The following is a 24,974-nucleotide window of genomic DNA, read 5'->3' on the forward strand; positions in this document are numbered from 1 at the left end:
TGGTTGCCTCTCCGCGGTGCTGCGCATCAAATTGAGCCCTGCACCCACACAGGCACGGGATAGCCAGCGACAGTGATGTCGGAGTCATGGTCAAAAAGTAGATCGCCGGGTGCGGAGTACGGCAGGAAGACCCCTGCAACTCGGCCCAAGCGGCGCACCTCCAGCGCCGGCTTGATCAGCGCCATGCACTGCACCCGGTAGTCAGATAGCGCTTTCTCGTACGCCTCTTTCCTCGCTTTGGCATCCTCTTGCACCCGCCGCTCGGTAATCTCGGTACATCGCTTCTCAAGTTCACCGAGCGCGCTCTGGTACCTGGTCGCTGCGGTGTCATATGCCGCCAGCGCCTCCGACCGAGCCAGCAGCGCCGAATGAAGCTCTTGGGGCAGGACCTTGCCCGGATCAGCAACGCAGCGATCGGCATCTGCTGCGGACCGGTCGAGCTTCAGCTTTGCTGCCGCCATGTCATCCAACAGCCGTTGCACGGCCTGCTCGGCAAGCCGCAGTTCGTCGCCCTCGCTCAGATGGTTTGCGTCATTGATAGCTGTCATGGGTTTGCGGGTGAGGAGTTTTTCAAGCATGAGCGGTCCTGATTGTTTGGCTGTGGAGTGGCATTACTAGAAGGTGTACGGAAACCGTATCTAGGACTGGGGGCAAAATGGGCCGGATAGATACGATTGCCGTATCTACGGTCAGTGGCCCATATACGGAAACCGTATCTATTGAGGGGGGTCTATGTACGATTTCCGTACAGGCGACTGCGTTTTTAGAGGCGCCGGGTTCCAGTGCCGATAGGCGCCCCGTGGGAAGCCCTGCGGCTTGATGTCCAGCCCGTCTAGGTTGTCCAACGCGCACCAGCCGATTGCGTACCAACTCGCCTTGTTGGGCATACGTCCCTGCACCGTCTGGACGATCAAACCCCGATCGATCAGCTCCTGTCGCGCGCGGTTCAGTGTGTCCGGCGATTTCCAGCCGCGTTTCTCGCTCATGTAGCGCCAGGAGCAAAGCAAGGCGCCGTTGTTCCGGGTGTTGTACTGCGCGGCCATGTCGATCAGCAGCTTGACGCCGTTGGCCGAGAGCGTGACAAATGCCGGGCTGTCGATCACCGTGTGCGGAATCAACAGAATGGCGCCGCCTGCTCCGTCCCGCTTGGCTTTGGCAGTGGTGGCTCGTCTGCTCATGCACTGGCGGCCTCCATCAGGTCGACGAGATCCGGCTCGCGATCCATGAGGCAGTATCGGGCCACGTTGGCATGTGAGAAGCCGTCGCTATCGACGGCAATGACCCGATCCGAGCAGATGCTGTAGCCAAGCCGGACAAGCTCTTTCACACGCTGTGCAGGATGACTGATGCCCTTGGCGCGGAGGCTGTAAGTGGTCTGGCCATCGGACTTTAGGTATTCGAGCACGCGCTTGCATTGCGCCGCGACCGACATATCCCTATCATTGACATCGGTGGTCTTCTGGGTCGCACTCTTGCAGGAGTTGCGGCCCTTTCCGTTTTTGGTGGTCATGCGCGCGCCCCTTATGCCTTATATCCGGCGGGGTTTGCCAAGAACGCCTCAATGTCGCCGGCTCGCCAGCCGACAGCCCGCGGGCCTAGCTGGACCGCAGCGGGAAAGGTCCTTTCCTTGATGCGTTGGTAGATGCTCGAGCGCGAGAGCCCGGTTGCGGCTTCCACCTGCCTGCGGCGCAGGATGGTCAGTGCGGCTTGGATGTTTGCGGTCATGCAAAAGCTCCGTCGGCTGCCTCGGGACCATCCCGAAGCTCTGCGGAACTGTTTGCATTAAGAAAAAATATTTAGAAAACAGGGAGGGTTTCTAAATTTTCGTCCTCACAGTTCTCCGCCAGCGGTGATCCGCCGTTGGTTTCTGGGGCCGCTTGACCGCTGCTTTCAGCTTTGGCACTACCTTGCGCCGAAGTGCCTTGTCTTGTTCCTTGACCTGCTGAATCAGTGCCTTGCAGTCGTCCGCATGTTCACCCTCTGATAGATATTTGCGCCAGGTTGCATCAACCTGAGAAATGCTCACCCCGGTGTTATTTGCCACCAACCGCTTGATGTGATCTGCGGCGGCTGGGGGTCGCACGCTAAAGGATGACTCCCCGCGCGCGAACCTTTCCTGCAGCACTGATGCTTGGCGGTAAATGGCGATCATCCCCTCGATGATTGCTTCTTCAAGCGTGCGAGCTTTGGAACTAGTGGGGGAATTTTCCGCATCGATCCTAAGCGCTTTCTTGACGGCGGCGTGCCCGTGTTTGCTGCTCGTATCGCCCAGATCCAGAAGATCCCCAACAACACCATCCAGGATGCACAGGACTCGCTCTCGCAGGGTGTCCAACACCTCTGTGGATAACCTAACTTCCTGCCCATTTCCCCAGGTACTGACGTAGGCAATCATCGCTTCCCGATAGGCCGGCCAGAGCCTTTCCGCAACTCGGACGCTCTTGTAAGCTAGCCACACAAAGCGACCGTGCCCATACGTGTCATATTTCATCAGGGCATCAGTGGCGGCCGCGATCGCGTCACCGTACCTGCCGATGTGATCCTGATTCGCCCAGAACTCTCTGTTCTGCGAATTGATGTCGTTGGGTGTGGGAGTCGAGCCCATCCTTGCGCCCTCACGCAAAGTCCCTCGAAAAAGAGAGCAGCGCCAGCGGGTGAGAGAACCCGTTTTCGATTGGCCGATCTAGGCGCGGCTGTTACCGTTATGCTGCCCGGCCCTTGAGACTCACCACATTGCCGGCTGCCGATATGGCCGCCTGCCGATCGATCTCATCTGCCAAGTACTGCAGCGCCTTGCGCCGCTCCGCTTCCAGTTCGTGATGGTGGTAGCTCGCCGCCGTCTGGCTGCGCTCAGTGTGGGCAAGTAGCAGCTCAACCACATCCCGGCTAAATCCGTGCTCGCGCAGTAGCGTCGCCGCAGTGCCACGCGTGCCGTGCGGGGAAAACTCGGGCACGCCGAAGTCCAGGCGTTTGAACAGGTGGTTCAGCGTGGCCTCGGCCAACGGCACGCTGGCGATCTTCACCGAGGGGAGGACGTACACCCCATCGCCGCTGATCGCGCGCATGATCTCCAACAACTCAATGGCTTGGCGCGACAGATACACACGATGTGGGCGGCGCGACTTCATCCGCTCGGCAGGGATGTCCCACTGGGCTTTGTCGAGATCGAACTCCGCCCACTTCGCGCGCAGCACCTCGGACTTGCGGCACATGCTGTAGACCAGCAGGCGCGCCGCCGCGGTGGTAGCCGGGTGTGCGCCCTGGCGCCCGAGAGCGCGCCAGAACGCGCCCAGTTCCGATTCGCTGAGGTGCCGATGGTGCTCAGCCTTGGGCACGGTGATGACGCCGCGCAGAGGAACTGCCGGATTGCTCTCTACAAGCAGCTTCTGGATGGCGTAGTTGTAGATCTGCTGAATGATGACCCGTACGCCCTCCGCGGTGTTTGGCGTGGCGCGCCGGGCCTCGATGATCTCCAGCAGGTGGGACGGCTTCACGTCTTCTAAGGCCTTGCGGCCGATGACCGGCCACACGAAACGTTCCAAGCGCGACTTGATCTGGCTGCGGTACCCCTCGGTTTTCGTAGCCAAGCGCTCATCGATCCACTTGAGGGAGAACGCCTTGAATAGCCCCTCATCCTCCTGCAGTGATTCCTTGGCCTTGCGCTCTGCCTTGTCCTGGCGCCGGTGTTCGGCCGGATCAGTGCCCTGCTCGACCATTGCCCTGTATTCGGCGTGCCGGTCGCGCGCATCAGACACGCCGATTTCGGGATAGCTCCCGATCAGCACCGATCGGCGCTTGCCCGAGAGCATGTATTGGTAGCGCCAGGCCTTCGAGCCGCCCGGGTGCACCAGGACAAACAGGCCGCCGCCGTCCGTGAGCTTGTAGGGCTGTTCCTTGGGCTTAGCGTTGTTGATACGGGTGGGCGTCAGCTTGTAGTTGAAGTGGCGCATGGCAGCGATCCTCAGAAGTGAGCACTTTGAGTATTGCTTCGCCCCCAAAATACTCCGTACAACACTCACTTAGCGCCGGATCGTACTCAATCTTTCTGGAACTCTAGAGACAAAAAACCCCGGCGACACTAAGTGTACACCGGGGTTTTCTGGACTTTTCCGGAACACTCCGGATCAGTTTACATGTTGTCGATCATCACCTGACCGAAGCCCGAGCACGACACTTGGGTCGCGCCTTCCAGCAGACGGGCGAAGTCATACGTGACCTTCTTCGACAGGATCGATTTTTCGATCGACGAGATGATCAGGTCAGCGGCTTCCGTCCAGCCCATGTGACGCAGCATCATTTCGGCCGACAGGATTTCCGAACCGGGGTTCACGTAATCCTTGCCTGCGTACTTCGGTGCCGTGCCGTGGGTGGCTTCGAACATGGCAACGGAGTCGCTCAGGTTCGCGCCCGGGGCGATGCCGATACCGCCGACTTGCGCAGCCAGAGCGTCGGAGATGTAGTCGCCGTTCAGGTTCAGCGTTGCCACCACCGAGTACTCGGCCGGACGCAGCAGGATCTGCTGCAGGAAGGCGTCGGCAATCGCGTCCTTGACGATGATTTCCTTGCCCGTCTTCGGGTTCTTGAACTTGCACCACGGGCCGCCGTCGATCAGCTCGGCGCCGAATTCCTTCTGTGCCAGCGCGTAGGCCCAGTCACGGAAGCCACCTTCCGTGAACTTCATGATGTTGCCCTTGTGCACGATCGTGACCGACGGCTTGTCGTTGTCGATCGCGTACTGAATGGCCTTGCGCACCAGACGCTCGGTGCCTTCGCGCGAAACCGGCTTCACGCCGATGCCCGACGTTTCCGGGAAGCGAATCTTCTTGACGCCGAATTCGTCTTGCAGAATCTTGATCAGCTTCTTGGCCTTGTCGCTCTGGGCTTCGAATTCGATACCGGCGTAGATGTCTTCCGAGTTCTCGCGGAAGATGACCATGTCGGTCTTCTCCGGCTCTTTGACCGGCGAAGGCACGCCCTTGAAGTAGCGCACCGGGCGCAGGCAGACGTAGAGGTCCAGCTCCTGGCGCAGCGCCACGTTCAGCGAACGGATGCCGCCGCCCACCGGCGTCGTCAGCGGGCCCTTGATGGACACCACGTAGTCCTTCAGGACTTGCAGGGTTTCTTCCGGCAGCCACACGTCCGGGCCGTACACCTTGGTCGACTTCTCGCCGGCGTAGATTTCCATCCAGGAAATCTTGCGCTCGCCCTTGTAAGCCTTCTCAACCGCTGCGTCGACCACCTTGATCATCACCGGGGTGATGTCGAAGCCGGTGCCGTCACCTTCGATGTAAGGAATGATCGGGTTGTTCGGAACGTTGAGGGAGAAGTCTTGGTTGACGGTGATCTTCTCGCCGGCCGGGACCTTGATGTGTTGATACATGGACGACTCCAGTGCAGACCGCAGGTTAGCGGGTGGACGGTGGGGATTGACAGCACAGCGCGCCGCTCACGGGTTGGCCGGCGTGGCGCGCTGCAGTGAACTGGCGATTCTAACGGCCTACGGTGACGCTCTCACGATGCACCGCACAAATCACGCATCTCGCGCAAGCCGCAACTCTTATATAAGACACAAGAGTGAATTCCGCATTATGCCGGAAAATTTCACCATCCGCCATACTGCCGCACGCATCGGGGCGGCTGTCAACTGCCTGACAGGCTGGCCTCAGAAGCCCTGACGATGAGCGGGCGGATGTCCCCCCACGCGGGATCCGCATCCAGCCGGGCGCTCCAGGCATCCACAAGGCGGGCCAAGGCGGCGCGCAGGTCGCACGCGCTGTCGGCATCGATTAAGCGGACTAGGCCAACGCCGTCCAGGCCCGGATTGCGCCTGACCAGCCACGCAAGCGTCTGGATGTGTTCGATGAAGCGATCGTCAGTCCGGTGCAAATGGCTGAAACAGGACAGGCCCACGTGGCGGTCCGGCGGGGCACCGGAGATCGTCTGCGACACCAGCATGAAATCGTCGAGGCTGGAAGCGTCACGCGAAGGCGGACGAAAACCCGGCACGGCGCCCAGCACAAGTAAGGCGCCGCAGCCCAGAACAAAATCGCGGCGCCGGAAATGGGCAGGCTTGCTGCGCTGGGCGGGCTTGGTGGGGCGGGGAGATGACGACGGCAGAGACACGGCGGGCCTTGAACAAAATCGGCTCGCATTTTCAAGGCTCAGGCGCCCCCATCCAATCAGATGGGTCCGAAACGCAGTCACGACGCATCGTCCGGCGGGCACCTTTCTTGCGCAGCGCAACATGCGCCACATGGCGGATCCGGCGACGCAGAGGCTTTCGCCCGGGGCCACAAAAAATTCGACGGAACATGTCAACGCGCCTGTAACGGCCTGCGTTATTGCAGATGACTCATTAAGCGGGTCGTTGGTTAACTCACTGATCTATAAAAGGATTCACCATGAAGAAGCTGATCGCTGCCCTGATCGCCGGCCTGTTCGCCACCGGTGTGTTCGCTCAAGCCTCCGCTCCGGCTGCTGACGCAGCTGCTGCTCCGGCTGCTGCCGAAAAGGCTGCTCCGAAGGCCAAGAAGGCCAAGAAGCACCACCACAAGAAGGCTGCCAAGAAGGCTGCTGACGCTTCGGCTCCGGCTGCTGACGCCGCCAAGCAATAAGCTTGTGTTTCTGCCGGGCCCACGCGGCTCGGCCGATACAGAAAAAGCAGGTGCTTATGCATCTGCTTTTTTTTTCGCCCTCGCCTGCTGAACGGAAATCCCGGGCGCGCGTGCTGGGCTGTCAAAATAGCGCCATCAAGCTTGAGTACCTTGCCCGTTCCTCACAACAAAAAAAAGGGATGGCGCAATGGAATTCCGATCGATGTTCGCTCCGGTGCGACGAAAACGCACCGTGTTCACGATGCTCTCTCTTGCCGCGCTGGCCGCTGCCGCCATAATTGCCGGCTGCGGTGGCTCGTCGTCTGATTCGACGCCGGTGTCGACGGCCACGCCCTCGGATGCGGCCACGGCTGACGCCAACATCCAGGCCGCATGGGTGGAAATCGGCGACAGCAACCAGGCTGTCGTGCGCGCGGTCACCAGCTATACGAACAGCGCCTCGCCCGTCGACAGCTCGGTCTGCCCGCTGCTGACGGTGGACGGCACCGCCACGCGCATGACGCTGCGTGTGGCGGCCGGCACGCCGGCTCAGCGCACCACGGCCAGTGCCGCCAGCGATTCGAAAGCTTCGTCCTTCCCTGTAAACGCGTGCGAAGCCACCGTGGCATCCACGGCAAAGGCCGCGTCGATCGGCTCGCGCGTGTTGCCGCTGCCCAAGGCCAACCCGCAGCGCGTGGTGATCCTGGCGGACACCGGCTGCCGCATGAAAAAGTCGAGCAACACGTTCCAGTCGTGTAACGACCCGCTGTCGTGGCCGTTTGCGAGCGCTGCCGCCACGGCGGCCAAGATGAACCCGGACCTCGTGCTGCACGTGGGCGACTATCACTACCGAGAAAACGCCTGCCCGCCTGACGTGGCCGGCTGCCAGGGCAGCCCCTGGGGCTACGGCTGGGATACGTGGCAGGCCGACCTGTTCCAGCCCGCCGCCCCGCTGATGGCCGCAGCGCCGTGGGTGCTTGTGCGCGGCAACCACGAGGAATGTGCACGCGCCGGCCAGGGCTGGTACCGCTTCCTGGATCCGCACCCGTACTCGGCCGACCGCTCGTGCGACAACCCGGCCAACGACACGGCAGCCAATGCGTCGGACCCATACGCCGTGGCGCTCGGCAGCGACACGCAGGTCATCGTGTTCGATTCAGCCAAGGCCGGCACGACGGCATTGGCGACGACCGACCCGTGGTTCCAGACCTACCAGAAGCAGTTCAGCGCGGTGGGCACGCTGGCCGCCAAGCCGGGCGTGATGTCGATCTTCACCAATCACCACCCGATTCTGGGCTTCGTGCCCATCGCGGGCAGCACGCCACTGGGCGGCAATGCCGCGCTGCTGTCGGTCATGAACAGCCTGAACGCCACGGCGTATTACCCCCCGGGCGTGCAGGTCGCGCTGCACGGCCATGTGCATGACTTCCAGGCCATCAACTTCACCAGCAACCACCCCGCGACCATCGTTGCCGGCAACGCCGGCGATTCGCTCGACGTGGCCCTGCCCGATCCGTTCCCGGCCATCAGCCCGGCTTCGGGTGTGACCGTTGGCAGCATCTCGCACAACAACTCGTTCGGCTTCATGGTGATGGACCGCCAGGCCGCGCCCGCCAAGGGCTGGCTGTTCAAGGCCTACACCGTGGCCGGCAAGCTGCTGACGACGTGCACGCAAAACGGCACGAGCCTGGTGTGCGACAAGACCGGCTTCGTTGCACCTTGAAGCGCCTGAGCACCACGCTGCTCGTTGCCGCCGCACTCTTCTCGGGTGCGGCAGCGGCCGAATCGATCGGCATGACGCCCAGGCTGGACGCCGTGCCGCCGCCCGCCGAGTCGACCGCGTTCAAGCCGGACCCGAACCTCGTCGCGCTCGGCAAGCGGGTGTTTTTCGACCCGCGCCTGTCGGAGCCGCAAGGCACCGCATGCGCGGCGTGCCATGATCCGGGCCGCGCCTTCGGGCCCACGCTGAAGGGCGAGGCGCTGCGCATCGGTGTGCCGGCCGGCAGCCGCCCAGGGCATGTTGCGGCACGCAATGCGCCGTCGCTGCTGTACCTGCGCTACATCCCGCATCGCTATTTCTTCCAGGATGACGACGCGAGCTTCCCGTCGCCGTTCGGTGGCTTCTTTGCCGATGGCCGAGCAGATTCCATCCCGGAACAGATTCGCGGCCCGCTGTTCAACCCGGACGAAATGGGCAACCGTTCAGCGCGCGACCTGCAGCGCAAGGTGGCCGGCACCGACCTTGGCGAGGCGCTTGCAAAGCAGTTCGGCGCCAATGCGGTGCATGAGCCCGAACGCCTGGTCAGCGTGCTGGGCAAGGCGCTGGAGGCCTATTTCCAGAGCGATGAGTTGGCGCCGTTCACCTCGCGCTTCGATGATTTCCTGCGCAAGCGCACGCCGCTCTCCGCCGCCGAGATGCGCGGCCTCGCCCTGTTCCGCAATCCGGACAAAGGCAACTGCGCGTCGTGTCACCTGATGGTGGAATCGTCGTCGCGTCCAGAGCGGTCCCTGTTCACGGATTTCGGCTACGACGCCATCGCTGTGCCGCGCAACCCGCTGCTGCCCGCCAACAAGGACGCGCGCCACTTCGACGTCGGCCTGTGCCAGACCGCCCGCACGCTGAAATGGCCGGAGCCCAACCAGTGGTGCGGCTACTTCCGCACGGCCGGCCTGCGCAACGTGGCGGTGCGCCAGACGTTCATGCACAACGGCGTGTTCCGCACGCTGCGCGACACGGTGGCGTTTTATGCCACCCGCTCGACCGACCCCGCGCAGTGGTACCCCGGCGGCAAGCGCTTCAACGATGTGCCGGCCAAGTACCAGGGCAATATCAACGTGAATGCCGTGCCGATGAACCGCCGCCCCGGCACCACGCCTGCGCTGACGGAAGACGAGATCGACGACATCGTTGCATTCCTGCGCACGCTAACCGATGCGCGGTATGTGGCGCTGATGCCCGATCCGGCAGCCGACAAGGCGCGCTCGGTGCATGCGCCAAAGGTGGCCGCGAAGACGGTCGCCCTCGAACATCAGCCTCCCGCGGGCACCAACACGCGGTAACAACTTCGTCGCACAGCCCGCCGCCGTTTCATTGACGGCGGCGGGCCGAGTGCCGATCATGGAGCGTTTCTTTTCCGATCCGCTCGCGCCATGACCACCCTGTCCCGCCTCTTTGCCGCTCTGTCGCTGGCCGTTGCCGCCACCGGAGCCCTCGCCCAGACACCCGCCGCGCCCACCGCCCCGAATACCGGCCTGCCCGTGGTCGACCTGACCATCGGCATGTACAAGGTCAAGGCCGAAGTGGCGGCCACCCCGCAAACCCGCGAGACCGGCCTGATGTTCCGCAAGACCATGCCCGATACCGCAGGCATGCTCTTCGTGTTCGATGAATCCGCTGGCCACTGCTTCTGGATGAAGAACACTGACCTGCCGCTGTCCATCGCCTTCATCACCGACGACGGCACCATCTCCGACATTGCCGAGATGAAGCCGCAGACCGAAGACAATCACTGCCCCACCCGGGCTGGCAGCTACGCGCTGGAAATGAACAAGGGCTGGTTTGCACGCAAAGGCGTCAAGCCCGGCATGAAGGTGGGCGGGCTGCCGCGCTGAAGCCCACGCACATACAACAACAGAGAGGAGACCGCCGCATGCACGGTTTCGACAACAACCGTCGCCGCTGGATGCGGCAGGCCGGCGCGCTGGCCGTGGGTGCGGGCGCGGCGTCGGCAGGTCTGCCGCTTGGCGCCTTGGCCGCCGATGCACCCAAGAAGGGCACGCGGTTGATCTTGCTGGGCACGGCGGGCGGGCCGACGCCGAAGAAGAATCGCTCGGCGCCGGCACAGGTGATCGTCATCAACGGCGTGTCGTACGTGGTCGATTGCGGCAACGGTGTCGCACGCCAGTATGTGACGGCGGGCCTCAAGCTCAAGGACATCCGCCACGTCTTCATCACGCATCAGCACTCCGATCACAACGCCGATTACGGCACGCTGATGCTGCTCGCCTGGGCCACCGACCTGACCGGCCCCGTCGACGCCTGGGGCCCGCCCCCGCTGGCCGCAATGACGACCAAGTTCCTTGAGCTGTACGACTACGACATCCGCACCCGCATTGCCGATGAAGGCCGCCCGCCGCTGGCGCCGATGCTTCATCCGCACGAGCTGACCGAGGGCGGCCTCGTCATGCAGGATGCCAACGTGAAGGTGACGAGCGCGCTGGTCAAGCACCCACCGGTCTCGCCGGCATTCGCGTTTCGCTTCGATTCGGCAGACCGCTCCATCGTCATCTCCGGCGATACGGCGCCGAGCGAAAACCTCGTGCGCCTGGCATACGGCGCCGATGTGCTTGTGCACGAGGTGATGCACCTGCCGTCGCTCGACAAGCTGCTGTCCACCGAGCCCAACGCCAAGACGCTGCGCGAGCATCTGCTGGCGAGCCACACCTCCACCGAAGAGGTCGGCCGCATTGCCACCGAGGCCAAGGTGAAGACACTGGTGCTGTCGCACTTCGTGCCCGGCGGCTATCCGTATCTGGAAGATTCAGTCTGGCTGGATGCCGTGCGCCCGCACTTCAAGGGCGAGATCATCGTCGGGCGCGATCTGCAGGAAATTTAAGGACGGCCGCTGCTCGCTTCGCTGCAATCGCGGTAAAGCTGGTTGCGGCTGCCGGACAGGGTCTCGTCGGCGAGGAAACCGGTGGGGCCCTTCGTCCACCAGACATACTGGCCCGACGCATAGCGCGCACCCGACGCGGCCATCACGTTGGCAAACACGAGCGTCTTGCCGTTGAGGGTCATGGCGGCCAGCGGCGTATCCCCCACGGTCATGTATTTCACAAGCAGCGTCTTGCCGCCTTCGCACGTGTAGCGCACGTCGTGCGGGTCCTTGATCGGCAACGCGGAATAGGCGCGCGCCTGATCGATCGCCTTGTTGAGCCCCGCCTTGGCAAAGTCGAGCGCGGTATTCAGATCGTCGGACGACATGCCGGGCACCGGCGATTGCTGGGCGGTGGCGACGCCGCTGAAGACGCCGGCGCCCAGCGCCAGCCCGAACATCACTGCAGTTGCGAAACGACGCATGGATCCGTCTCCTGAGAATGGTCAGCGCAAGTCGGTTAGTCCGCCGCGTCGCTGTCAGGTTCGGTGGGCTTGAGCACGAATGCTGTCGGCTCGACGCGCTGCGGGAGTTCATCGGACAGCGCACGCGCGGCCTCGGCAAAGCACTGCACCAGGCTATCGGCCAACGATGACGGCGCGTGATGCTCGGCACGCATGGCACGCACATCAAACGTCTGCGCCGGCTCCAGCGCGAACAGCGCGATGCGCTCCATGCTGCCGGTGGCGGCTGTGAACTGATCGAGCATCGTCACGCCGAGCGACTCCTCTACCAGCGAACGCGCCAACGAATATGTCTGCACTTCCAACGTCGACTGCGGCGCCAGCCCGCCGCGCGCCAATGTCTGCCCGACCAGCGAGCCAAGCGAGATCTGGTCTTCCAATCCGATGAAAGGCTTCTCGGCAACGAGCTTGTGCAGCGCGCGCCCATCGGTCTTGCCGCTCACCCAGGCGCGCGGCGCGGCCAGCAGGATGCGCCCCTGCGCCACCGGCTTGGTGCTGATGGCCGGATGCACGGGCGGCGCAAAGGCGAAACCGACGTCGATGTCCTGCGAGAGTAAGCCCTGCACGATCTCGGCGGTGTGGTGCGTGAACACACGCACCAGCGTATCGGGATGCCGCTGCGAGAAACGCCGCACGGCGGGCGCGAGAATGCTCGGCGCCAGGCTGGGCGTAGCCGCCACGCGCAAGCGCCCCGCCCCCTTGTGGCGCAAGTTGGCCGACACGCGCCGCACGCGCTCGACCTCCTGGTACAGCCGCTCGACTTCGCTGAACAGTTCGAACGCCTCGGCGGTGGGCTGCAGGCGGCCCTTGGTGCGGTCGAACAGGCGGAAACCGAGTTGCAGCTCGGTGTGCTGCAGCACGCGCGTCACCACGGGTTGCGACACGTTCAGCATGCGCGCCGCCTCGCTGACGGTCCCGACCAGCATCACGGCGCGGAAGACTTCGATCTGGCGCAAACGCATAGCCGCCGGTCCTCACAATCCGAATAGGGAAGCGCCGATTGTGACATCCGGCGCCGGTCTTCGGCTAGGCGGGTGCAGGTGTGGCGGAAGCGCCCTCCGCTTCCAGCGCATCCAGAAACACGCGGACCTTGCGCGGCACCAGCTTGCGGGCAGGCATCAACGCGTAGACGCGCAGCGCGGTCAACTCGAAATCGGGCAGCACGCGCACAAGCCGGCCGGCCGCGACTTCCGTATCGCCCACAGAGCGCGCCATGCGGGCCACGCCCAGGCCCCGCACGGCGGCGCGGGCGCGCATTTCGGCATTCAACGTCTGCAGGCGTGGCTGGATGGGGACTTCGATTGGTTCGACGGCGGGCTCGCCAACGGGGCGGAAGGCCCAACTCGCGTCGTCAGGCCCGGAGAGGCAGGGCCAGCCGGCCAGGTCGGCGGGCGTCTTGAGCGGCGGGCGTTCCGCCAGCAAGGCCGGCGATGCATACAAGCCGCGCGGGATGAGCACCACGCGGCGCGCCACGAGCGACGAATCCGGCAACACCTGGTCAACCATGACGAAGACGATGTCGAAGCCGCTGGCTAGCAGGTCTGGCTGTTCCCATGAGATGTGCACCTGGATTTGCAGATGCGGGTATTTCTCCAGCGTGCGGCACACGGGTTCGGTCAGGTGCTGCGCACCGACTTCGTACGGCGCAGCGATGCGCAGCGTGCCGGCCACGGTTTCGCTGGCCGCGGTGGTGTCGGCGTGCACTTCGCGCAGGCGCTCGAACAGCGGCGCGATGTCGTCGTAGAAGTGCGAGCCCGCTTCGGTCAGCCGCAACTGTCGCGTGGTGCGCGTCATGAGCCGCACGCCCAGCCCGGCTTCCAGCCGTGAAACGGCGGCGCTGGCGGTCGATTTGGGGATGCCCAGCGCCTCGGCGGCGGCGGTAAAGCTGCCGGCCTCCACCACGCGGCAGAAGGTTTCCCAATCGTTCCACTCCATTGTTCGCATGACTGGACAGTGTTCCTAGAGTTGGCCGTTTATCCGGCTGGCGGGCAAGTTTAAGCTCGGGCACATGTCGCTGCAAATCCTCAAACCCGCATCCCTGCGGGCGTTTCCCCATTTTTCTTCGGCGCGCGTCCACGCTTTTGGGCTGGCGATGGGCCTCTCCACGGGCCTCGATTTCGTCTCGTCGCAGATGTTCGCCGTGGCGGGCCAGCACATCCAGGGCGGTGTGCATGCGAGCCCCGATGCCTATCTGTACGCTGTCACAGCGTATGCCGTGGCGGCCGTCGTCGCCAACCTCGCCATCGGCCGCATTGCGGCGCACGTGGGCTACCGCATGTATTCGCTGGTGGGCATCGTGCTGTTCGCCATCGGCTGCGTGGTGTGCGCCGAGTCCAACAACATCGGCGAACTGATCATCGGACGGGCCATCCAGGGCCTGGGCGCGGGTGGCCTGTTCTCGGCGTCGCGCATCCTGGTGCAACTCGCAGCCGAGCCCGACGAACGCATTCCGCCGATGCTGATGTTCAGCGTCGGCCTGTTCGGACTGACCACCATTGCGCCGTGGATCTGCGCCGAAGTGCTGGAATACAGCGAATGGCGCGTGATTTTCTGGATCGAACTGGCGCTGGCCGGTGTGGCATGGATGGCGGTGTTCTTCCTGCCGCCCGAGCATCATCAGCCGCGCACACGCGCCGCGCGGCGCCCCGATGAAGCGCCGCCTGAAGACGGCCAGTGGGATTGGGTTGGCGTGGGCGCCATGGCCATCGGTGCGCTGTCGTTCCTGGTGGGCCTGTCGGAGCTGCGCTACAACCGGCTGACGGCCTCGCCTTTGATTCCGCTGCTGTTGCTGGGCGGTACGGCTTCTTTGCTGCTGGCCATCCACCGCCTGCGCACGCACCCAGACCCGTGGCTCGATCTCTCGCGGCTGAACGGCCGCCGCTACCTGTGGGGCATCGGTTTCTACGGCATCTATTACTTGATGAGCGGGTACTGGTCGTACCTCTTTCCGGCGGTATCGCAAGGCGGCCTGGGTTTTACGTTCCGCACGACCACGTTGTTCCTGATGATCAGCGGGGCAGTGTCGACCGTGGTAGCCGTCGCCATGACCGCCTGGTTGCCGTTCTTCTTCCGCAAGCGGCGCTTCATCGCCATCGGCTTTGCCGTGTATGCGGCAGCGGCGCTGCTGCTGGCAACAAGCCTGATGCCGGGCGCGCCAGACTACGCGTTCTTCCCCGTGTCGATTCTGGAAGGCATCACGCCAGGCGCGGTGATGATCCAGGTCGCGATGATGACCTACCTCGATCTCGACCGCGAAGACTTCGCGCACGGCTACCAGATGAAGAACATTGCGCGCCAGTTTGCGACCGCGGTGGGCACGGGGCTGGCGGCTGTGTCGCTGCAGACGCAGCAGGCGGAATCGCGCTCGCTGATCGTGGCGCACGTCACGCGCTTCACGGCAGACCTGCAGGCTGCCAACCCGCTCACGCCGGAGCGCCTGGCCAGCCTGTCGGCCGAGATCGACCGGCAGGCAACGCTGCTGGCCGGCACGCAGCTCTTCAGCTGGTTTGCCGTGGCGTGCGGCGTGTTTGCCGTGCTGGTGCTGGTGCAGCGGTCGTTGCGCTGAGCGCGCACTACGACTTCTGCACCGCGTACTTGCCCGGCCCCACCGCTGCCAGCAGGAACAGCCCGCCCATGATGCTCAGGTTCTTGTAGAACTGGATCTTGTTGGCGGCCTCCATGGAGCCTTCCATACTCCAGTAGCTGTGGGCGATGAACGAAGTGCCCAGCACGAACAACGCCATCAGCAGCGCCAGCGGCCGCGTCCAGAAACCGATCAGCAAGGCGATACCCACGCCAAACTCCATGACGACGGCAACCGCTGCGGCCACCATCGGCATGGGCGCGCCCGTGCTGGCCATGTAGCCGACGGTGCCCTGAAAGCCCGTCAGCTTGCCCCACCCGGACATCACGAACAGCACCATCATGAGGATGCGGGCGAGCAGCATTAGTTCGTTGCGCCAACGTTCGATGAACGCGTCCATTTTGGGCCTCCAGGGCGGGCTTTGGTGATTGCAGTCTAGGCGCTGGATTTACCAAGTGTGGTTTCGAGCGCATCGAGTACCGCCTGAATCACACCGTGCCGCACGTGCTCTTTCCGCTCGATCATGCCGACGGTGCGCACCGGCGTCTGCGGCGGCAGGGGCAGCACGCGCAGGGCCGGGTCGCTCTCCCAGCTTGCGCGGCGCAGGCGCGGCACCAGTGTCACCCCTACCTGCTGGCGCACCAGTTCGACAATCGCCTCGATGGAATTGACCTCGATGAACTCGTTGACCGCCATGTGCGTCTTGCGCAGGGCGCGATCGATCAGGGCGCCGGTGCGTACCGCGCGGTCGAAGCGCAGGAACGGGTGAGTGCGCAGGACTTCCTCTGCGCGGCCGCGTGTGTGGCGGCCCGCCACAACGACCAGCGGCTCGGTATAGAGCGGGTGCCACACAAGGTTGGCAGGCAGGCGCTCAAGGTGTTCGACCACCAGTGCCCCATCCAGCTCGCCCGCTTCCACCTGCTCCACCAGCTCGCCCGATTTGCCGGTAATGAGCTTCACGTCCAGTCCCTTGTGCGCCTGCTTGAGCCCCGCCACCGCATGTGCCAGCGACCCCATCACCGACACCACCGCACCAATCGCCACCGCGCCGGACAACGCCGTCTGCGGTTCGTCACCGACGCGCATGGCGTCGTAGAGCGCCAGCAGGTGCTCGGCTTGTGGCAGCAGCGCGCGACCATGCGCATTCAGCGTGACAGTCCGCCCCGACCGGTCGAACAAGTCGCGGCGCAGCTCGGCTTCGAGCGCGCGCATCTGCAGGCTCACAGCGGCCTGCGTGAGTGCCACGCGCTCGGCGGCTGCGGCAAACGAGCCATGGCGCGCCACGGCGACAAAGGTGCGGAGAAAGCGGACGGTACTCACGGCAAGGCGCGGCGGACTATCAAGTTTTTCTTAAGCAAGATCCAATGAATTTTAACTTTATTAAATCCAGCGCACCGCAAATAATCATTCGTCAAACATTCCCGCTTATCACCGCTTGAGCCCCATGTCCCACCGCTTCGATTGGCAAAACCCCTATCCCACCGTCCGCATTCCCCTGTTTGCGCGCAACGTTGTCTCCACGTCGCACCCGCTGGCCGCACAGGCTGGACTGCGCATGCTGCTCGCGGGCGGCAGCGCCGTGGATGCAGCCATCGCCGCGGCGGCCATGCTGACCGTGGTCGAGCCCGTCTCGTGCGGACTCGGCAGCGATGCATTCGCGATCCTGTGGGACGGCAAGGAACTGCATGGGCTGAACGCTTCCGGCACGGCGCCGCAGGCTTGGAGCCTCGACTACTTCCGCAAGAAATACGGCGAAGACGCCAACGGCAACCCCAAGCGCCCCACACGCGGCTGGGACGCGGTGACCGTGCCCGGCGCCATCTCCGCGTGGGCTGCATTGCACGAACGCTTCGGCAAGCTGCCGTTTGCCGATGTGCTGGAACCCGCCGCCGAGATTGCCGAGCGCGGCCACACCATCGCGCCCATCGTTGCGCACAAATGGGCAGCGGCCATTCCCGAACTGCACAACCAGCCCGGCTACGCGCAGGCCTTCATGCCGCACGGCCGCGCGCCGGAAGTGGGCGAGAAGTTCAAGCTGCCCGACGCAGCCGCCACGCTGCGCCGCCTCGGCCAGACCAACGGCCGCGATTTCTACGAAGGCGAACTCGCCGAGCGCATCGCCGCCTATTCACGAGAATGCGGCGGCAGCATGACCGCACAAGACCTGCGCGACTATCGCCCCGAATGGGTCAAGCCGATCACCAAGCGCTACCGCGGCTACGACCTGCACGAAATCCCGCCGAACGGCCAGGGCATCGCCGCGCTCATCGCGCTGGGTATTCTGGATCGCTTCGATCTTGGCGCCCTGCCCGTCGACTCGGCAGACTCGCAGCATCTGCAGATTGAGGCGATGAAGCTGGCGTTTGCCGATCTCTACCAATACGTGGCCGACCCGCGCTCGATGGACGTCACGCCCGAGCAGATGCTCGACGACGCGTACCTCGATGCGCGCGCCAAGCTGATCGACATGGGCCGCGCGCAGATGCCGACCTTCGGCATGCCACGCGCCGGCGGCACGGTGTACCTGACGGCCGCCGACGAGAACGGCATGATGGTCTCGTTCATCCAGTCCAACTACATGGGCTTCGGCTCCGGCGTGGTGGTGCCCGGCACCGGCATCAGCCTGCAGAACCGCGGCTTCGGTTTTTCGATGGACGCGCGTTCGGCCAACGTGGTGGAAGGCGGCAAGCGGCCATTCCACACGATCATCCCGGCGTTCCTGACCAAGGACGGCCAGCCGCAGATGAGCTTTGGCGTGATGGGCGGCGATATGCAGCCGCAAGGCCACCTGCAGACGCTCGTGCGCATGCTCGATTACAAGCAGCAGCCGCAGGCCGCGTGCGATGCCCCGCGCTGGAAGGTCAACCGCGATTTCACGCTCGACGTGGAAGGCACGATGAACGCCAAGACCGTCGCTGCACTGGAAGCGCGAGGCCACAAGCTTGAATCGGTGGCCGATCCGTACATGGATTTCGGCTCCGGCCAGTTCATCTGGCGCCTGTCGGACGACGCCGACCACGGCTACGTGGCCGCCAGCGACAGCCGCCGCGACGGCCACGCGGTGGGCTTCTAAAGAGGCCCGCCGCACCAGCGCGCTGACCCGTTGGACCGGGCGGGCAACGCGCTGCAGTTCCCATAAAAACGATCCCGGCCGGCACCAAAGGAACCCTCATCATGACCGCCCCCTCTGCGGCAGGCACTGCTGCACCTGCTCGTCCTGCGCCCACGAGTGCAGCGCACGCACGCCGCATCGTCATTTCGTCGTCAATCGGCAATGCGCTGGAGTGGTACGACTTTCTTGTCTACGGCTTCTTCGCGTCGGTCATCGGCAAGCTGTTCTTTCCGGCCGATGACGAATGGGTGTCGCTGCTGTTTGCGGTGGGCAGCTTTGGCGTGTCGTTCATCACGCGGCCGGTCGGCGCGATCGTGTTGGGCATGTATGCCGACAGGAAGGGGCGCAAGGCAGCACTGACACTGTCGATCCTGCTGATGATCATCGGCACGCTGGTGATTGCCGTGATGCCGAGCTACCAGCAAATCGGTATCGTCGCGCCCATCACCATCCTGCTCGCACGGCTGGTGCAGGGCTTTGCGGTGGGTGGTGAATTCGGCAGCGCGACGGCCTTCATGGTCGAGCACAGCCCGCGCGGGCGCGGATACTACGCCAGTTGGCAATTCGCCAGCCAGGGCATTGCCACCATTCTGGCGGCCGGGCTGGGAGCGCTGCTCACGGCATCGCTCACGCAAGCGGATCTGGAAGGCTGGGGCTGGCGGTTGCCGTTCATCTTCGGTCTGCTGGTCGGGCCGGTGGGGTTCTACATCCGCCGTCATCTGGATGAGACGCCGGAGTTCGTCGCCGAGCAGAAGAAAGCAACGGTCGACCCGCAGGCGTCGTTCAAAGCGCAGTGGACCAACCTGCTGCTGGCGGTGGGCGTGGTGGCGCAGTCGACGGTGTCGGTGTATGTGCTGCAGCTCTACATGCCCACGTACGCCGTCAAGCAACTGCACCTGCCGGCGGCGCAGTCGTTCGCGGTGGTGGTGCTCAACGGCGGGTTGCAGTTCTTGCTCTCGCCGGTGATGGGCGCGCTGTCGGATCGCATCGGCCGCATCCGAATCATGCTCACCACATCGGCGCTGATGATCCTGCTGATCTACCCCATGTTTGCGCTGTTGCGCGCGTACCCGACCATCGGTGCGCTGCTGGCGCTGCAAGCCGTGTCGGGCATCTTCAAGGCAGCGTATTCAGGCCCGATGCCGGCGTTGATGTCGGAGATCTTCCCCACGCGCGTGCGCTCGACCGGCCTGTCGCTCGGCTACAGCCTCGGCGTGACGCTGTTTGGCGGGTTCGCGCCGTTCATCGTCACATGGCTGATCCATACGACGGGCGATACGCTGGCACCGAGCTACTACGTGCTGACGGCCGCTGCGGTGAGCGGCATCTCGCTGACGATCATCGCGCTGCGTCGTCGCAAGGCAGTGGGCGCTGCCTGAGCATTTACACTTTCTTTACGGAGCGTCACACCCCTTTTTCACGCTTTTTACGAGCGAATCGATACGGTGTCGTCATGTTCAACGACATGGCGACGCGGGCCGTCGCCACCTTCCATCATGGCGCGATCGATGCTCCTATCTTCGCTGGTTCCGCAATTGCTGCCGCCTTCTCCGGCGGCGGTACCTCGCGCAGTGGCTCTGCCGGCACGCCAGCACGTGCGTCTGCGCGTGACCGTGCCCGGTGACACACCGCATGCGGTTCGGCGGCAGATGCATGCATTGCTTGGGGACGCGCTCGGGCTGTACATCGTGCGGCATGACGCGCGCCGCAAAGCGGTCACCGTTGATCTCGAACTGGCTCACGCAGATGTGGATGCGGTAATCGGCGCGCTGCTGCATGGCTTGCCGCGCGCCACGCTGGGCCGTATTACGCCGCTGCGCACGTCGCACAAGCGCGCGCATGCTGTGCTGCATTGAGGCGTGCCATGTTCTCAGGAATCTGGATTCCGCTGGTCACGCCGTTCCACCATGGACAGGTCGACACCGCCGCACTGCGGCAACTGGTACGCCATTACGAGGGCGCCGGTGTGTCGGGCTTCGTGGCGCTGGGCACGACCGGTGAAGCCGCGCTGCTCTCTCAGATCGAGCGCTACACCGTTTTGGAGGCCATCGCGGACGCTTGCGGCGAGCGCACGCCGTTTCTGATCGGCGTCGGCGCGACGGACACACGCGACGTGTGCGCGCAGATCCGCCACTACGAGCGTTGGAACAGCGCCGGCTACCTCGTGCCCCCGCCGTATTACGTCTGCCCTTCGCAAGCGGGATTGCACTGGCACTACGCACACGTGGCGGCCAGCACGGCCCGCCCCGTGGTGCTCTACAACGTGCCCAAGCGCACAGGCGTCTCGATCGCGCCCGATACCGCGCTGGCGCTGGCTGAACAGCCCAACATCATCGCCATCAAGGAATGTGTGGCCGAGCATTTCGGCGCGTTGCAGGATGGGCCGCTGGATGTGCTGAGCGGCGATGACAGCGCGCTGCTCGATTGCCTCGCACATGGCGGCACGGGAGGCATCCTGGCCGGCGCGCATCTGCGGCCGGAGTTGTTCGTGGCGCTCGTCGCGCACCATCGTGCGGGCCGCATCGACGAGGCGCGCCGCCTGGCCGACGCGTTGGCGCCGCTGGCTGCGCTGCTGTTTGCAGAGCCGAACCCCGCGCCGGTCAAGGCGGTGTTGTCAGCGGAGGGCCGCATTGGCGCAGACACGCGCGCGCCGATTCTGCCGGTATCCGAATCGCTGCACCGCCGCCTGGTGGCAGCGATGCACGCGTTGGAAAACGTCAAAGCGGATTGCCCGCCGCAGCTGGCCGCGATGTAGAGAGGGCCGATCAGGCGCCCTTGTACCACGCCGCGTTGAACGGCGCGCCGTGGCGCATGTAGCGCGTACCGCGATGATGACGGCGCGCGTTGGCCGGCGCCGGCGCGTCGTTGTCTTCCATCGTCTCGCGTTCGGCCACCGTGCGGGCACGCGGCGGCTGGACCTGCGAGTAGACGCGTTGCTCCATCCGGTCACGCGCGGCCGCAACCCGGTCGGGCGATGCGGGTTGCGTGGCAGCTTCCGCCGGCGCGGGTGCAGCCGTCAGCGCCGGCGCGGCGGCGTTGGCAGGCCCGGCGGCCATGGCAACGCTCATCGCATCGCCGGCCTGTGCGGCCGACGGCGTGTGGCCGGCGAGGCTCTTCACCCATGGCGCGTGGTACATCCCAACGTAAATCGCGCCCGTCACCGCAATCAACGCGGCTGCCACACTGCTGAATGCGCCGCCCATGACTGCATCCGACACGCGTCCCCACCACGGCTTGCGCTCGGCTGTGGCTTGCTCCACGTCCGACACCTCGGTCGGATCGACATGGGTGGCAGCCAGATGCGACGGCTCTGTGGCGCCGGGTGGTTGAGCAGTGATCGAAGCAGGCAAGCGCATGGTGAGAACTCGAGGTCATGGATCGGCAGCGTCATCTTCTGCCGAACGTTATTCGGGAACCGCCGCATGTCACCTGTGTGACAGCCGGACGGAGGATGAGCAGCCTTGGCTAGCAAGTTTCCTGCCGGGCTTTGTGCGGCGCCGCAAATCGCCGTGAACCCTTGCCAATGCTCGCGCTGGCGCTCCGTACAGACGATTCGGCAGCGCGGCGGCATGCCCGTACGTACGCACAGCAGGTAGACTTTGCAAAGTTTGCCGGGTGTGACACCCGGCCTTACCCCGCCCTAATTGCCTCACAGGCCCCTCAAGGAGAACACCGTGCGTTGGGATGACATGCGCGAAAGCAACAATGTCGAGGATGAGCGCTCATCCTCGGGCGGCGGCGGCTTCGGCGGGGGCGGCATGCGGCTCGGCATCGGCGGCATCGCGATCGTGGCCGTGGTGGGCTTGCTGATGGGCAAGAACCCGCTGGAAATCCTCAGCATGGTGATGCAGGTGTCGCAGAATGCGCCGACGCAATCCGCGCCGCACAGCCCGGCCAGGCCGACCGGCGAGACCGACAACGACCGCAGCAAGCAATTGGTCTCGCACGTGCTGGGCGACACCGAAGACACGTGGAGCCAACTGTTCAAGCAAGCCGGCCGCGCGTATCAGCCGCCCAAGCTCGTGCTGTTCCGCCAGGGCATCCGCTCAGGTTGCGGCGACGCCACCTCGGCCGTCGGCCCGTTCTATTGTCCGGCCGACACCAAGGTCTACCTGGACCTCGGTTTCTTCGATGAACTGCGCCGCAAGTTTGGCGCCCCAGGGGACTTTGCCGCTGCGTACGTCGTCGCGCACGAAGTGGGCCACCATGTGCAGAACCTGCTGGGCGTGTCGGAGAAGGTCAGCCGCGCACAGGCCGGCAAATCGCAGGCCGGGACGAATGCGCTGTCGGTCAAGCTGGAGCTGCAGGCCGATTGCCTGGCTGGCGTGTGGGGCCACTTTGCGCAGCAACGCGGTCTGCTTGAGCGCGGCGACCTGGAGCAAGCTCTGACCGCCGCACACGCCATCGGCGACGACACCCTGCAGCGCAACGCCGGCCGCAGCGTCACGCCCGATGCCTTCACGCATGGCACGTCCGAGCAGCGCATGCACTGGTTCCGTCAGGGCTTCGATGGCGGCGACCTTCGCCAGTGCGATACCTTCCGCGCGGGGGCGGACGCCTGATCACCCGTCAGCGCCCACCCGCGCAATCCAGCAGCGCGCCAGTCACGTACGACGCCGCATCGGAGAGCAGCCAGACGATGGTCTCGGCCACTTCTTGCGGCGTGCCGGGGCGGCCGATCGGCGTGCCGCTGCCAAGGCGCTGAGCGCGGTCGGGCTGGCCGCCAGAGGCGTGAATATCGGTCTCGATCAAACCGGGGCGCACGGCATTGACACGTACGCCATCGCGCCCGAGTTCACGCGCCAAGCCCAGCGTCATGGTGTCGACGGCACCCTTTGAGGCGGCGTAGTCGACATATTCGTGCGGCGACCCCAGGCGCGACGCCGCCGACGACACGTTCACCACCGAACCGCCCACACCACCGCGCGACGTCGACAACCGCCGCGCCGCCTCGCGCGCGACCAGAAAGGCGCCCAGCACATTGGTCTCGAACATCGTCCGCAGCCGGTGCGTGGTCATATCGGCCACGTCCTGCGCCTCGGCCACGATGCCGGCGTTGTTGACCACCCCATGCAGCGCACCAAAGCGACCCGTCGCTGCCTCGAATAGCGCGATGACGTCTTCGTCGTTCGACACGTCGCCCTGCACCGCCAGCGCATGGCCGCCGGCCTGTTCGATCAGCCCCACCGTCTCTTCCGCCGCCTGGCGGTTGCCGCGGTATTGCAGCGCGACAGACCAGCCGCGTTGCGCGCACAGCACCGCCGTGGCGCGACCGATACCCCGGCTCCCGCCGGTAATGACGATGGTCTTGGACATGCCGGTCTCCTGATGTGTAGTTGTGTTCGCAATTGTGCCGAGATACCGAAGTTTTGACATCGAGGGATGTGTCCGAATCCGGCGAATTCATTCGGGCCGACAGGGCTAGACTAGCTGGCGAGTCCCCCGATCACCACCATGCATCTCGACCACAACGCCTGCTACCACGCCGTGCAATCGCGCGACCGACGTTTTGACGGCTGGTTCTTCGTCGGTGTGACATCCACCGGCGTATATTGCCGCCCGGTCTGCGCGGTGCGCACGCCGCTGGAGAAGAACTGCCGCTTCTTCACCACGGCGGCCGCTGCCGAGCGCGCGGGTTTTCGGCCCTGCCTGCGCTGCCGGCCAGAACTGGCACCGGGGCACAGCCTGGCTGAGATGTCGTCCAACCTTGCACGCGCCGCCGCTCGCATGATCGACGAAGGCTTTCTGCAAGAACACGACCTGACCGCGCTGGCTGCAGCCGTGGGCGTGACCGACCGCCACTTGCGCCGCATCTTCCGCGCGGAGTTCGACGTCTCGCCCATCGAGTACGCGCAAACGCAGCGCCTGCTGCTCGCCAAACAGCTGCTGACCGATACGGCCATGCCCGTCGGCGACGTCGCCTTTGCCGCCGGCTTCGGAAGCGTCCGGCGCCTGAACAGCGGCTTTATCGAGCGCTACGGCTTTACACCCACGCGCCTGCGCTCGCGCACGACGGCACCGCGCACCGAAGACGGCCCCACGCTCATGCTCGGCTGCCGTCCGCCGTTTGCGTGGCCGGCGTTGCTCGAATTTCTGCGCGCCCGTGCCGTCGACGGCGTCGAGGTGGTCACCGCCGACAGCTACGCCCGCACGATCACCGTCGACTACGGCGGCGTGCGGCACATCGGCTGGCTGCACGCGCGCAATGTGCCGCAACGCCACGCGGTGGCACTGACCCTGTCGCCCAGTCTGCTGCACGCCATGCCGCCCGTGCTGGCGCGTACGCGGCGGCTGTTCGATCTCGATTGCCGCCCGGACCTAGAGCGTGTTATGCACTTTGGACGACAGGTGCGGCGTGAACGAGCATGAGCATGGCAAAGACGACGAAATGCAAGCCGGCGAGTGTTTCAGGCAAGCGCTCGTAGTCGCGTGCGAGTCTTCGAAACCGATTGAGCCATCCGAAACTGCGCTCGACGACCCATCGGCGTGGCAGCAGGACAAAGCCTTTCTTCGCCTCTGGCAGTTTGATGACCTGCAATTCGATGCCTTCGTCCCGCGCGGCTTGCG

The 24,974-nt window shown here is 64.6% G+C and carries 27 protein-coding genes and 1 pseudogene; 12 read left to right on the forward strand and 16 right to left on the reverse strand.

Going from position 1 to position 24,974, the window contains the following annotated elements; all coding sequences use genetic code 11:
- Nucleotides 1–26 precede the first annotated feature (26 nt).
- From BEK68_RS15315 to BEK68_RS15350, 8 genes are all read right to left on the reverse strand, one after another.
- Entirely contained in the window at nt 27–578 is a 552-nt protein-coding gene (locus BEK68_RS15315; RefSeq protein WP_012436268.1) for a hypothetical protein, read from the reverse strand.
- Between the two features lie 138 nt (nt 579–716).
- On the reverse strand, nt 717–1,178 hold the full coding sequence (locus tag BEK68_RS15320; protein ID WP_012436269.1) for a hypothetical protein: 462 nt from the start codon (nt 1,176–1,178) through the stop codon (nt 717–719).
- On the reverse strand, nt 1,175–1,510 hold the full coding sequence (locus BEK68_RS15325) for a helix-turn-helix domain-containing protein (RefSeq protein ID WP_012436270.1): 336 nt from the start codon (nt 1,508–1,510) through the stop codon (nt 1,175–1,177). The genes BEK68_RS15320 and BEK68_RS15325 overlap by 4 nt, the downstream gene beginning before the upstream one ends.
- An 11-nt stretch (nt 1,511–1,521) precedes the next feature.
- The gene (locus BEK68_RS15330) at nt 1,522–1,725 is read right to left on the reverse strand and encodes an AlpA family transcriptional regulator (protein ID WP_012436271.1); all 204 of its coding nucleotides are present in this window, start codon (nt 1,723–1,725) and stop codon (nt 1,522–1,524) included.
- A 91-nt stretch (nt 1,726–1,816) separates the two neighbouring features.
- A complete protein-coding gene (locus BEK68_RS15335) occupies nt 1,817–2,605 on the reverse strand; it encodes a hypothetical protein (protein WP_012436272.1) in 789 nt (262 codons plus the stop codon).
- Nucleotides 2,606–2,702: 97 nt separating this feature from the next.
- Nucleotides 2,703–3,950, reverse strand: a complete 1,248-nt coding sequence (locus BEK68_RS15340; protein ID WP_012436273.1) for a tyrosine-type recombinase/integrase — start codon at nt 3,948–3,950, stop codon at nt 2,703–2,705.
- Between the two features lie 179 nt (nt 3,951–4,129).
- A complete protein-coding gene (gene icd / locus BEK68_RS15345; RefSeq protein ID WP_004631917.1) occupies nt 4,130–5,380 on the reverse strand; it encodes an NADP-dependent isocitrate dehydrogenase in 1,251 nt (416 codons plus the stop codon).
- 260 nt (nt 5,381–5,640) lie between these two features.
- Complete coding sequence (locus tag BEK68_RS15350; protein WP_012436274.1) at nt 5,641–6,255, reverse strand: hypothetical protein; 615 nt, start codon at nt 6,253–6,255, stop codon at nt 5,641–5,643.
- A 146-nt stretch (nt 6,256–6,401) separates the two neighbouring features.
- On the opposite strand from BEK68_RS15350, the gene BEK68_RS15355 reads away from it, so the two are divergent.
- From BEK68_RS15355 to BEK68_RS15375, 5 genes are all read left to right on the forward strand, one after another.
- Entirely contained in the window at nt 6,402–6,614 is a 213-nt protein-coding gene (locus BEK68_RS15355) for a hypothetical protein (RefSeq protein ID WP_004631913.1), read from the forward strand.
- Nucleotides 6,615–6,801: 187 nt separating this feature from the next.
- Complete coding sequence (locus tag BEK68_RS15360) at nt 6,802–8,316, forward strand: metallophosphoesterase (protein ID WP_012436275.1); 1,515 nt, start codon at nt 6,802–6,804, stop codon at nt 8,314–8,316.
- Nucleotides 8,313–9,653, forward strand: a complete 1,341-nt coding sequence (locus tag BEK68_RS15365) for a cytochrome-c peroxidase (protein WP_012436276.1) — start codon at nt 8,313–8,315, stop codon at nt 9,651–9,653. Before BEK68_RS15360 ends, BEK68_RS15365 begins: the two co-directional genes overlap by 4 nt.
- Before the next feature lie 90 nt (nt 9,654–9,743).
- Nucleotides 9,744–10,205: a DUF192 domain-containing protein gene (locus BEK68_RS15370; protein WP_004631906.1), complete on the forward strand. Its 462-nt coding sequence runs from the start codon at nt 9,744–9,746 to the stop codon at nt 10,203–10,205.
- A gap of 38 nt (nt 10,206–10,243) precedes the next feature.
- Nucleotides 10,244–11,209, forward strand: coding sequence for an MBL fold metallo-hydrolase (locus tag BEK68_RS15375; protein WP_012436277.1), 966 nt, complete (start codon nt 10,244–10,246; stop codon nt 11,207–11,209).
- On the opposite strand, the gene BEK68_RS15380 is transcribed toward BEK68_RS15375, so the two are convergent.
- The 3 genes from BEK68_RS15380 to BEK68_RS15390 all read right to left on the reverse strand — a co-directional run bounded on the left by BEK68_RS15380 (nt 11,206) and on the right by BEK68_RS15390 (nt 13,647).
- On the reverse strand, nt 11,206–11,673 hold the full coding sequence (locus BEK68_RS15380; protein ID WP_004631903.1) for an MliC family protein: 468 nt from the start codon (nt 11,671–11,673) through the stop codon (nt 11,206–11,208). The genes BEK68_RS15375 and BEK68_RS15380 overlap by 4 nt on opposite strands.
- Before the next feature lie 35 nt (nt 11,674–11,708).
- A complete protein-coding gene (locus BEK68_RS15385; protein ID WP_004631901.1) occupies nt 11,709–12,674 on the reverse strand; it encodes a LysR family transcriptional regulator in 966 nt (321 codons plus the stop codon).
- A 64-nt stretch (nt 12,675–12,738) separates the two neighbouring features.
- Entirely contained in the window at nt 12,739–13,647 is a 909-nt protein-coding gene (locus BEK68_RS15390; RefSeq protein ID WP_004631898.1) for a LysR family transcriptional regulator, read from the reverse strand.
- A 73-nt stretch (nt 13,648–13,720) separates the two neighbouring features.
- Between BEK68_RS15390 and BEK68_RS15395 the strand changes: the two genes are divergently transcribed.
- Complete coding sequence (locus BEK68_RS15395) at nt 13,721–15,277, forward strand: MFS transporter (RefSeq protein ID WP_004631897.1); 1,557 nt, start codon at nt 13,721–13,723, stop codon at nt 15,275–15,277.
- Nucleotides 15,278–15,284: 7 nt separating this feature from the next.
- Here the strand turns inward: BEK68_RS15395 and BEK68_RS15400 are convergent, their stop codons facing one another.
- The gene (locus BEK68_RS15400; protein ID WP_012436278.1) at nt 15,285–15,695 is read right to left on the reverse strand and encodes a DoxX family protein; all 411 of its coding nucleotides are present in this window, start codon (nt 15,693–15,695) and stop codon (nt 15,285–15,287) included.
- Nucleotides 15,696–15,730: 35 nt separating this feature from the next.
- The gene (locus tag BEK68_RS15405; RefSeq protein ID WP_004631893.1) at nt 15,731–16,615 is read right to left on the reverse strand and encodes a LysR family transcriptional regulator; all 885 of its coding nucleotides are present in this window, start codon (nt 16,613–16,615) and stop codon (nt 15,731–15,733) included.
- A gap of 124 nt (nt 16,616–16,739) precedes the next feature.
- Between BEK68_RS15405 and BEK68_RS15410 the strand changes: the two genes are divergently transcribed.
- The 4 genes from BEK68_RS15410 (at nt 16,740) to dapA (ending at nt 21,162) form a co-directional block, all read left to right on the forward strand.
- Nucleotides 16,740–18,368: a gamma-glutamyltransferase family protein gene (locus tag BEK68_RS15410; RefSeq protein WP_012436279.1), complete on the forward strand. Its 1,629-nt coding sequence runs from the start codon at nt 16,740–16,742 to the stop codon at nt 18,366–18,368.
- 101 nt (nt 18,369–18,469) lie between these two features.
- Nucleotides 18,470–19,786, forward strand: a complete 1,317-nt coding sequence (locus BEK68_RS15415) for an MFS transporter (protein ID WP_004631889.1) — start codon at nt 18,470–18,472, stop codon at nt 19,784–19,786.
- Nucleotides 19,787–19,915: 129 nt separating this feature from the next.
- Nucleotides 19,916–20,263 carry a hypothetical protein gene (locus BEK68_RS15420; protein WP_024542260.1) on the forward strand — a complete coding sequence of 116 codons (348 nt, stop codon included), beginning with the start codon at nt 19,916–19,918 and terminating at the stop codon, nt 20,261–20,263.
- Nucleotides 20,264–20,271: 8 nt separating this feature from the next.
- Nucleotides 20,272–21,162 (forward strand): 4-hydroxy-tetrahydrodipicolinate synthase, encoded by an 891-nt coding sequence (dapA, locus tag BEK68_RS15425; RefSeq protein ID WP_012436281.1) that lies wholly within the window; start codon nt 20,272–20,274, stop codon nt 21,160–21,162.
- 10 nt (nt 21,163–21,172) lie between these two features.
- Here dapA and BEK68_RS15430 read toward each other — a convergent pair whose 3' ends face one another.
- A complete protein-coding gene (locus tag BEK68_RS15430) occupies nt 21,173–21,763 on the reverse strand; it encodes a hypothetical protein (protein ID WP_012436282.1) in 591 nt (196 codons plus the stop codon).
- 318 nt (nt 21,764–22,081) lie between these two features.
- Between BEK68_RS15430 and ypfJ the strand changes: the two genes are divergently transcribed.
- Nucleotides 22,082–22,969 (forward strand): KPN_02809 family neutral zinc metallopeptidase, encoded by an 888-nt coding sequence (gene ypfJ / locus BEK68_RS15435; RefSeq protein ID WP_004631881.1) that lies wholly within the window; start codon nt 22,082–22,084, stop codon nt 22,967–22,969.
- A 7-nt stretch (nt 22,970–22,976) separates the two neighbouring features.
- Here ypfJ and BEK68_RS15440 read toward each other — a convergent pair whose 3' ends face one another.
- The gene (locus BEK68_RS15440; protein ID WP_004631879.1) at nt 22,977–23,723 is read right to left on the reverse strand and encodes an SDR family oxidoreductase; all 747 of its coding nucleotides are present in this window, start codon (nt 23,721–23,723) and stop codon (nt 22,977–22,979) included.
- A gap of 138 nt (nt 23,724–23,861) precedes the next feature.
- On the opposite strand from BEK68_RS15440, the pseudogene BEK68_RS15445 reads away from it, so the two are divergent.
- Nucleotides 23,862–24,728 (forward strand): annotated as a pseudogene (locus tag BEK68_RS15445) (bifunctional transcriptional activator/DNA repair enzyme AdaA); the annotation flags it as partial.
- 7 nt (nt 24,729–24,735) lie between these two features.
- Here the strand turns inward: BEK68_RS15445 and BEK68_RS24990 are convergent.
- The coding region (locus tag BEK68_RS24990) for a transposase (RefSeq protein ID WP_139111357.1) at nt 24,736–24,974 on the reverse strand (239 nt) is incomplete at its 5' end.

It is taken from the genome of Ralstonia pickettii (assembly GCF_001699815.1).
GTDB lineage: Bacteria > Pseudomonadota > Gammaproteobacteria > Burkholderiales > Burkholderiaceae > Ralstonia > Ralstonia thomasii.

Coding starts and splice junctions, on each gene's coding strand:
- icd (WP_004631917.1), bottom strand. CDS start 5,380: ATGTATCAACACATCAAGGTCCCGGCCGGCGAGAAGATCACCGTCAAC.
- BEK68_RS15380 (WP_004631903.1), bottom strand. CDS start 11,673: ATGCGTCGTTTCGCAACTGCAGTGATGTTCGGGCTGGCGCTGGGCGCC.
- BEK68_RS15340 (WP_012436273.1), bottom strand. CDS start 3,950: ATGCGCCACTTCAACTACAAGCTGACGCCCACCCGTATCAACAACGCT.
- BEK68_RS15375 (WP_012436277.1), top strand. CDS start 10,244: ATGCACGGTTTCGACAACAACCGTCGCCGCTGGATGCGGCAGGCCGGC.
- BEK68_RS15355 (WP_004631913.1), top strand. CDS start 6,402: ATGAAGAAGCTGATCGCTGCCCTGATCGCCGGCCTGTTCGCCACCGGT.
- BEK68_RS15410 (WP_012436279.1), top strand. CDS start 16,740: ATGTCCCACCGCTTCGATTGGCAAAACCCCTATCCCACCGTCCGCATT.
- BEK68_RS15350 (WP_012436274.1), bottom strand. CDS start 6,255: ATGTGGCGCATGTTGCGCTGCGCAAGAAAGGTGCCCGCCGGACGATGC.
- BEK68_RS15315 (WP_012436268.1), bottom strand. CDS start 578: ATGCTTGAAAAACTCCTCACCCGCAAACCCATGACAGCTATCAATGAC.
- BEK68_RS15390 (WP_004631898.1), bottom strand. CDS start 13,647: ATGGAGTGGAACGATTGGGAAACCTTCTGCCGCGTGGTGGAGGCCGGC.
- BEK68_RS15400 (WP_012436278.1), bottom strand. CDS start 15,695: ATGGACGCGTTCATCGAACGTTGGCGCAACGAACTAATGCTGCTCGCC.
- dapA (WP_012436281.1), top strand. CDS start 20,272: ATGTTCTCAGGAATCTGGATTCCGCTGGTCACGCCGTTCCACCATGGA.
- BEK68_RS15440 (WP_004631879.1), bottom strand. CDS start 23,723: ATGTCCAAGACCATCGTCATTACCGGCGGGAGCCGGGGTATCGGTCGC.
- BEK68_RS15360 (WP_012436275.1), top strand. CDS start 6,802: ATGGAATTCCGATCGATGTTCGCTCCGGTGCGACGAAAACGCACCGTG.
- BEK68_RS15415 (WP_004631889.1), top strand. CDS start 18,470: ATGACCGCCCCCTCTGCGGCAGGCACTGCTGCACCTGCTCGTCCTGCG.
- BEK68_RS15325 (WP_012436270.1), bottom strand. CDS start 1,510: ATGACCACCAAAAACGGAAAGGGCCGCAACTCCTGCAAGAGTGCGACC.
- BEK68_RS15320 (WP_012436269.1), bottom strand. CDS start 1,178: ATGAGCAGACGAGCCACCACTGCCAAAGCCAAGCGGGACGGAGCAGGC.
- BEK68_RS15420 (WP_024542260.1), top strand. CDS start 19,916: ATGCTCCTATCTTCGCTGGTTCCGCAATTGCTGCCGCCTTCTCCGGCG.
- BEK68_RS15385 (WP_004631901.1), bottom strand. CDS start 12,674: ATGCGTTTGCGCCAGATCGAAGTCTTCCGCGCCGTGATGCTGGTCGGG.
- BEK68_RS15330 (WP_012436271.1), bottom strand. CDS start 1,725: ATGACCGCAAACATCCAAGCCGCACTGACCATCCTGCGCCGCAGGCAG.
- BEK68_RS15335 (WP_012436272.1), bottom strand. CDS start 2,605: ATGGGCTCGACTCCCACACCCAACGACATCAATTCGCAGAACAGAGAG.
- BEK68_RS15370 (WP_004631906.1), top strand. CDS start 9,744: ATGACCACCCTGTCCCGCCTCTTTGCCGCTCTGTCGCTGGCCGTTGCC.
- BEK68_RS15430 (WP_012436282.1), bottom strand. CDS start 21,763: ATGCGCTTGCCTGCTTCGATCACTGCTCAACCACCCGGCGCCACAGAG.
- BEK68_RS15395 (WP_004631897.1), top strand. CDS start 13,721: ATGTCGCTGCAAATCCTCAAACCCGCATCCCTGCGGGCGTTTCCCCAT.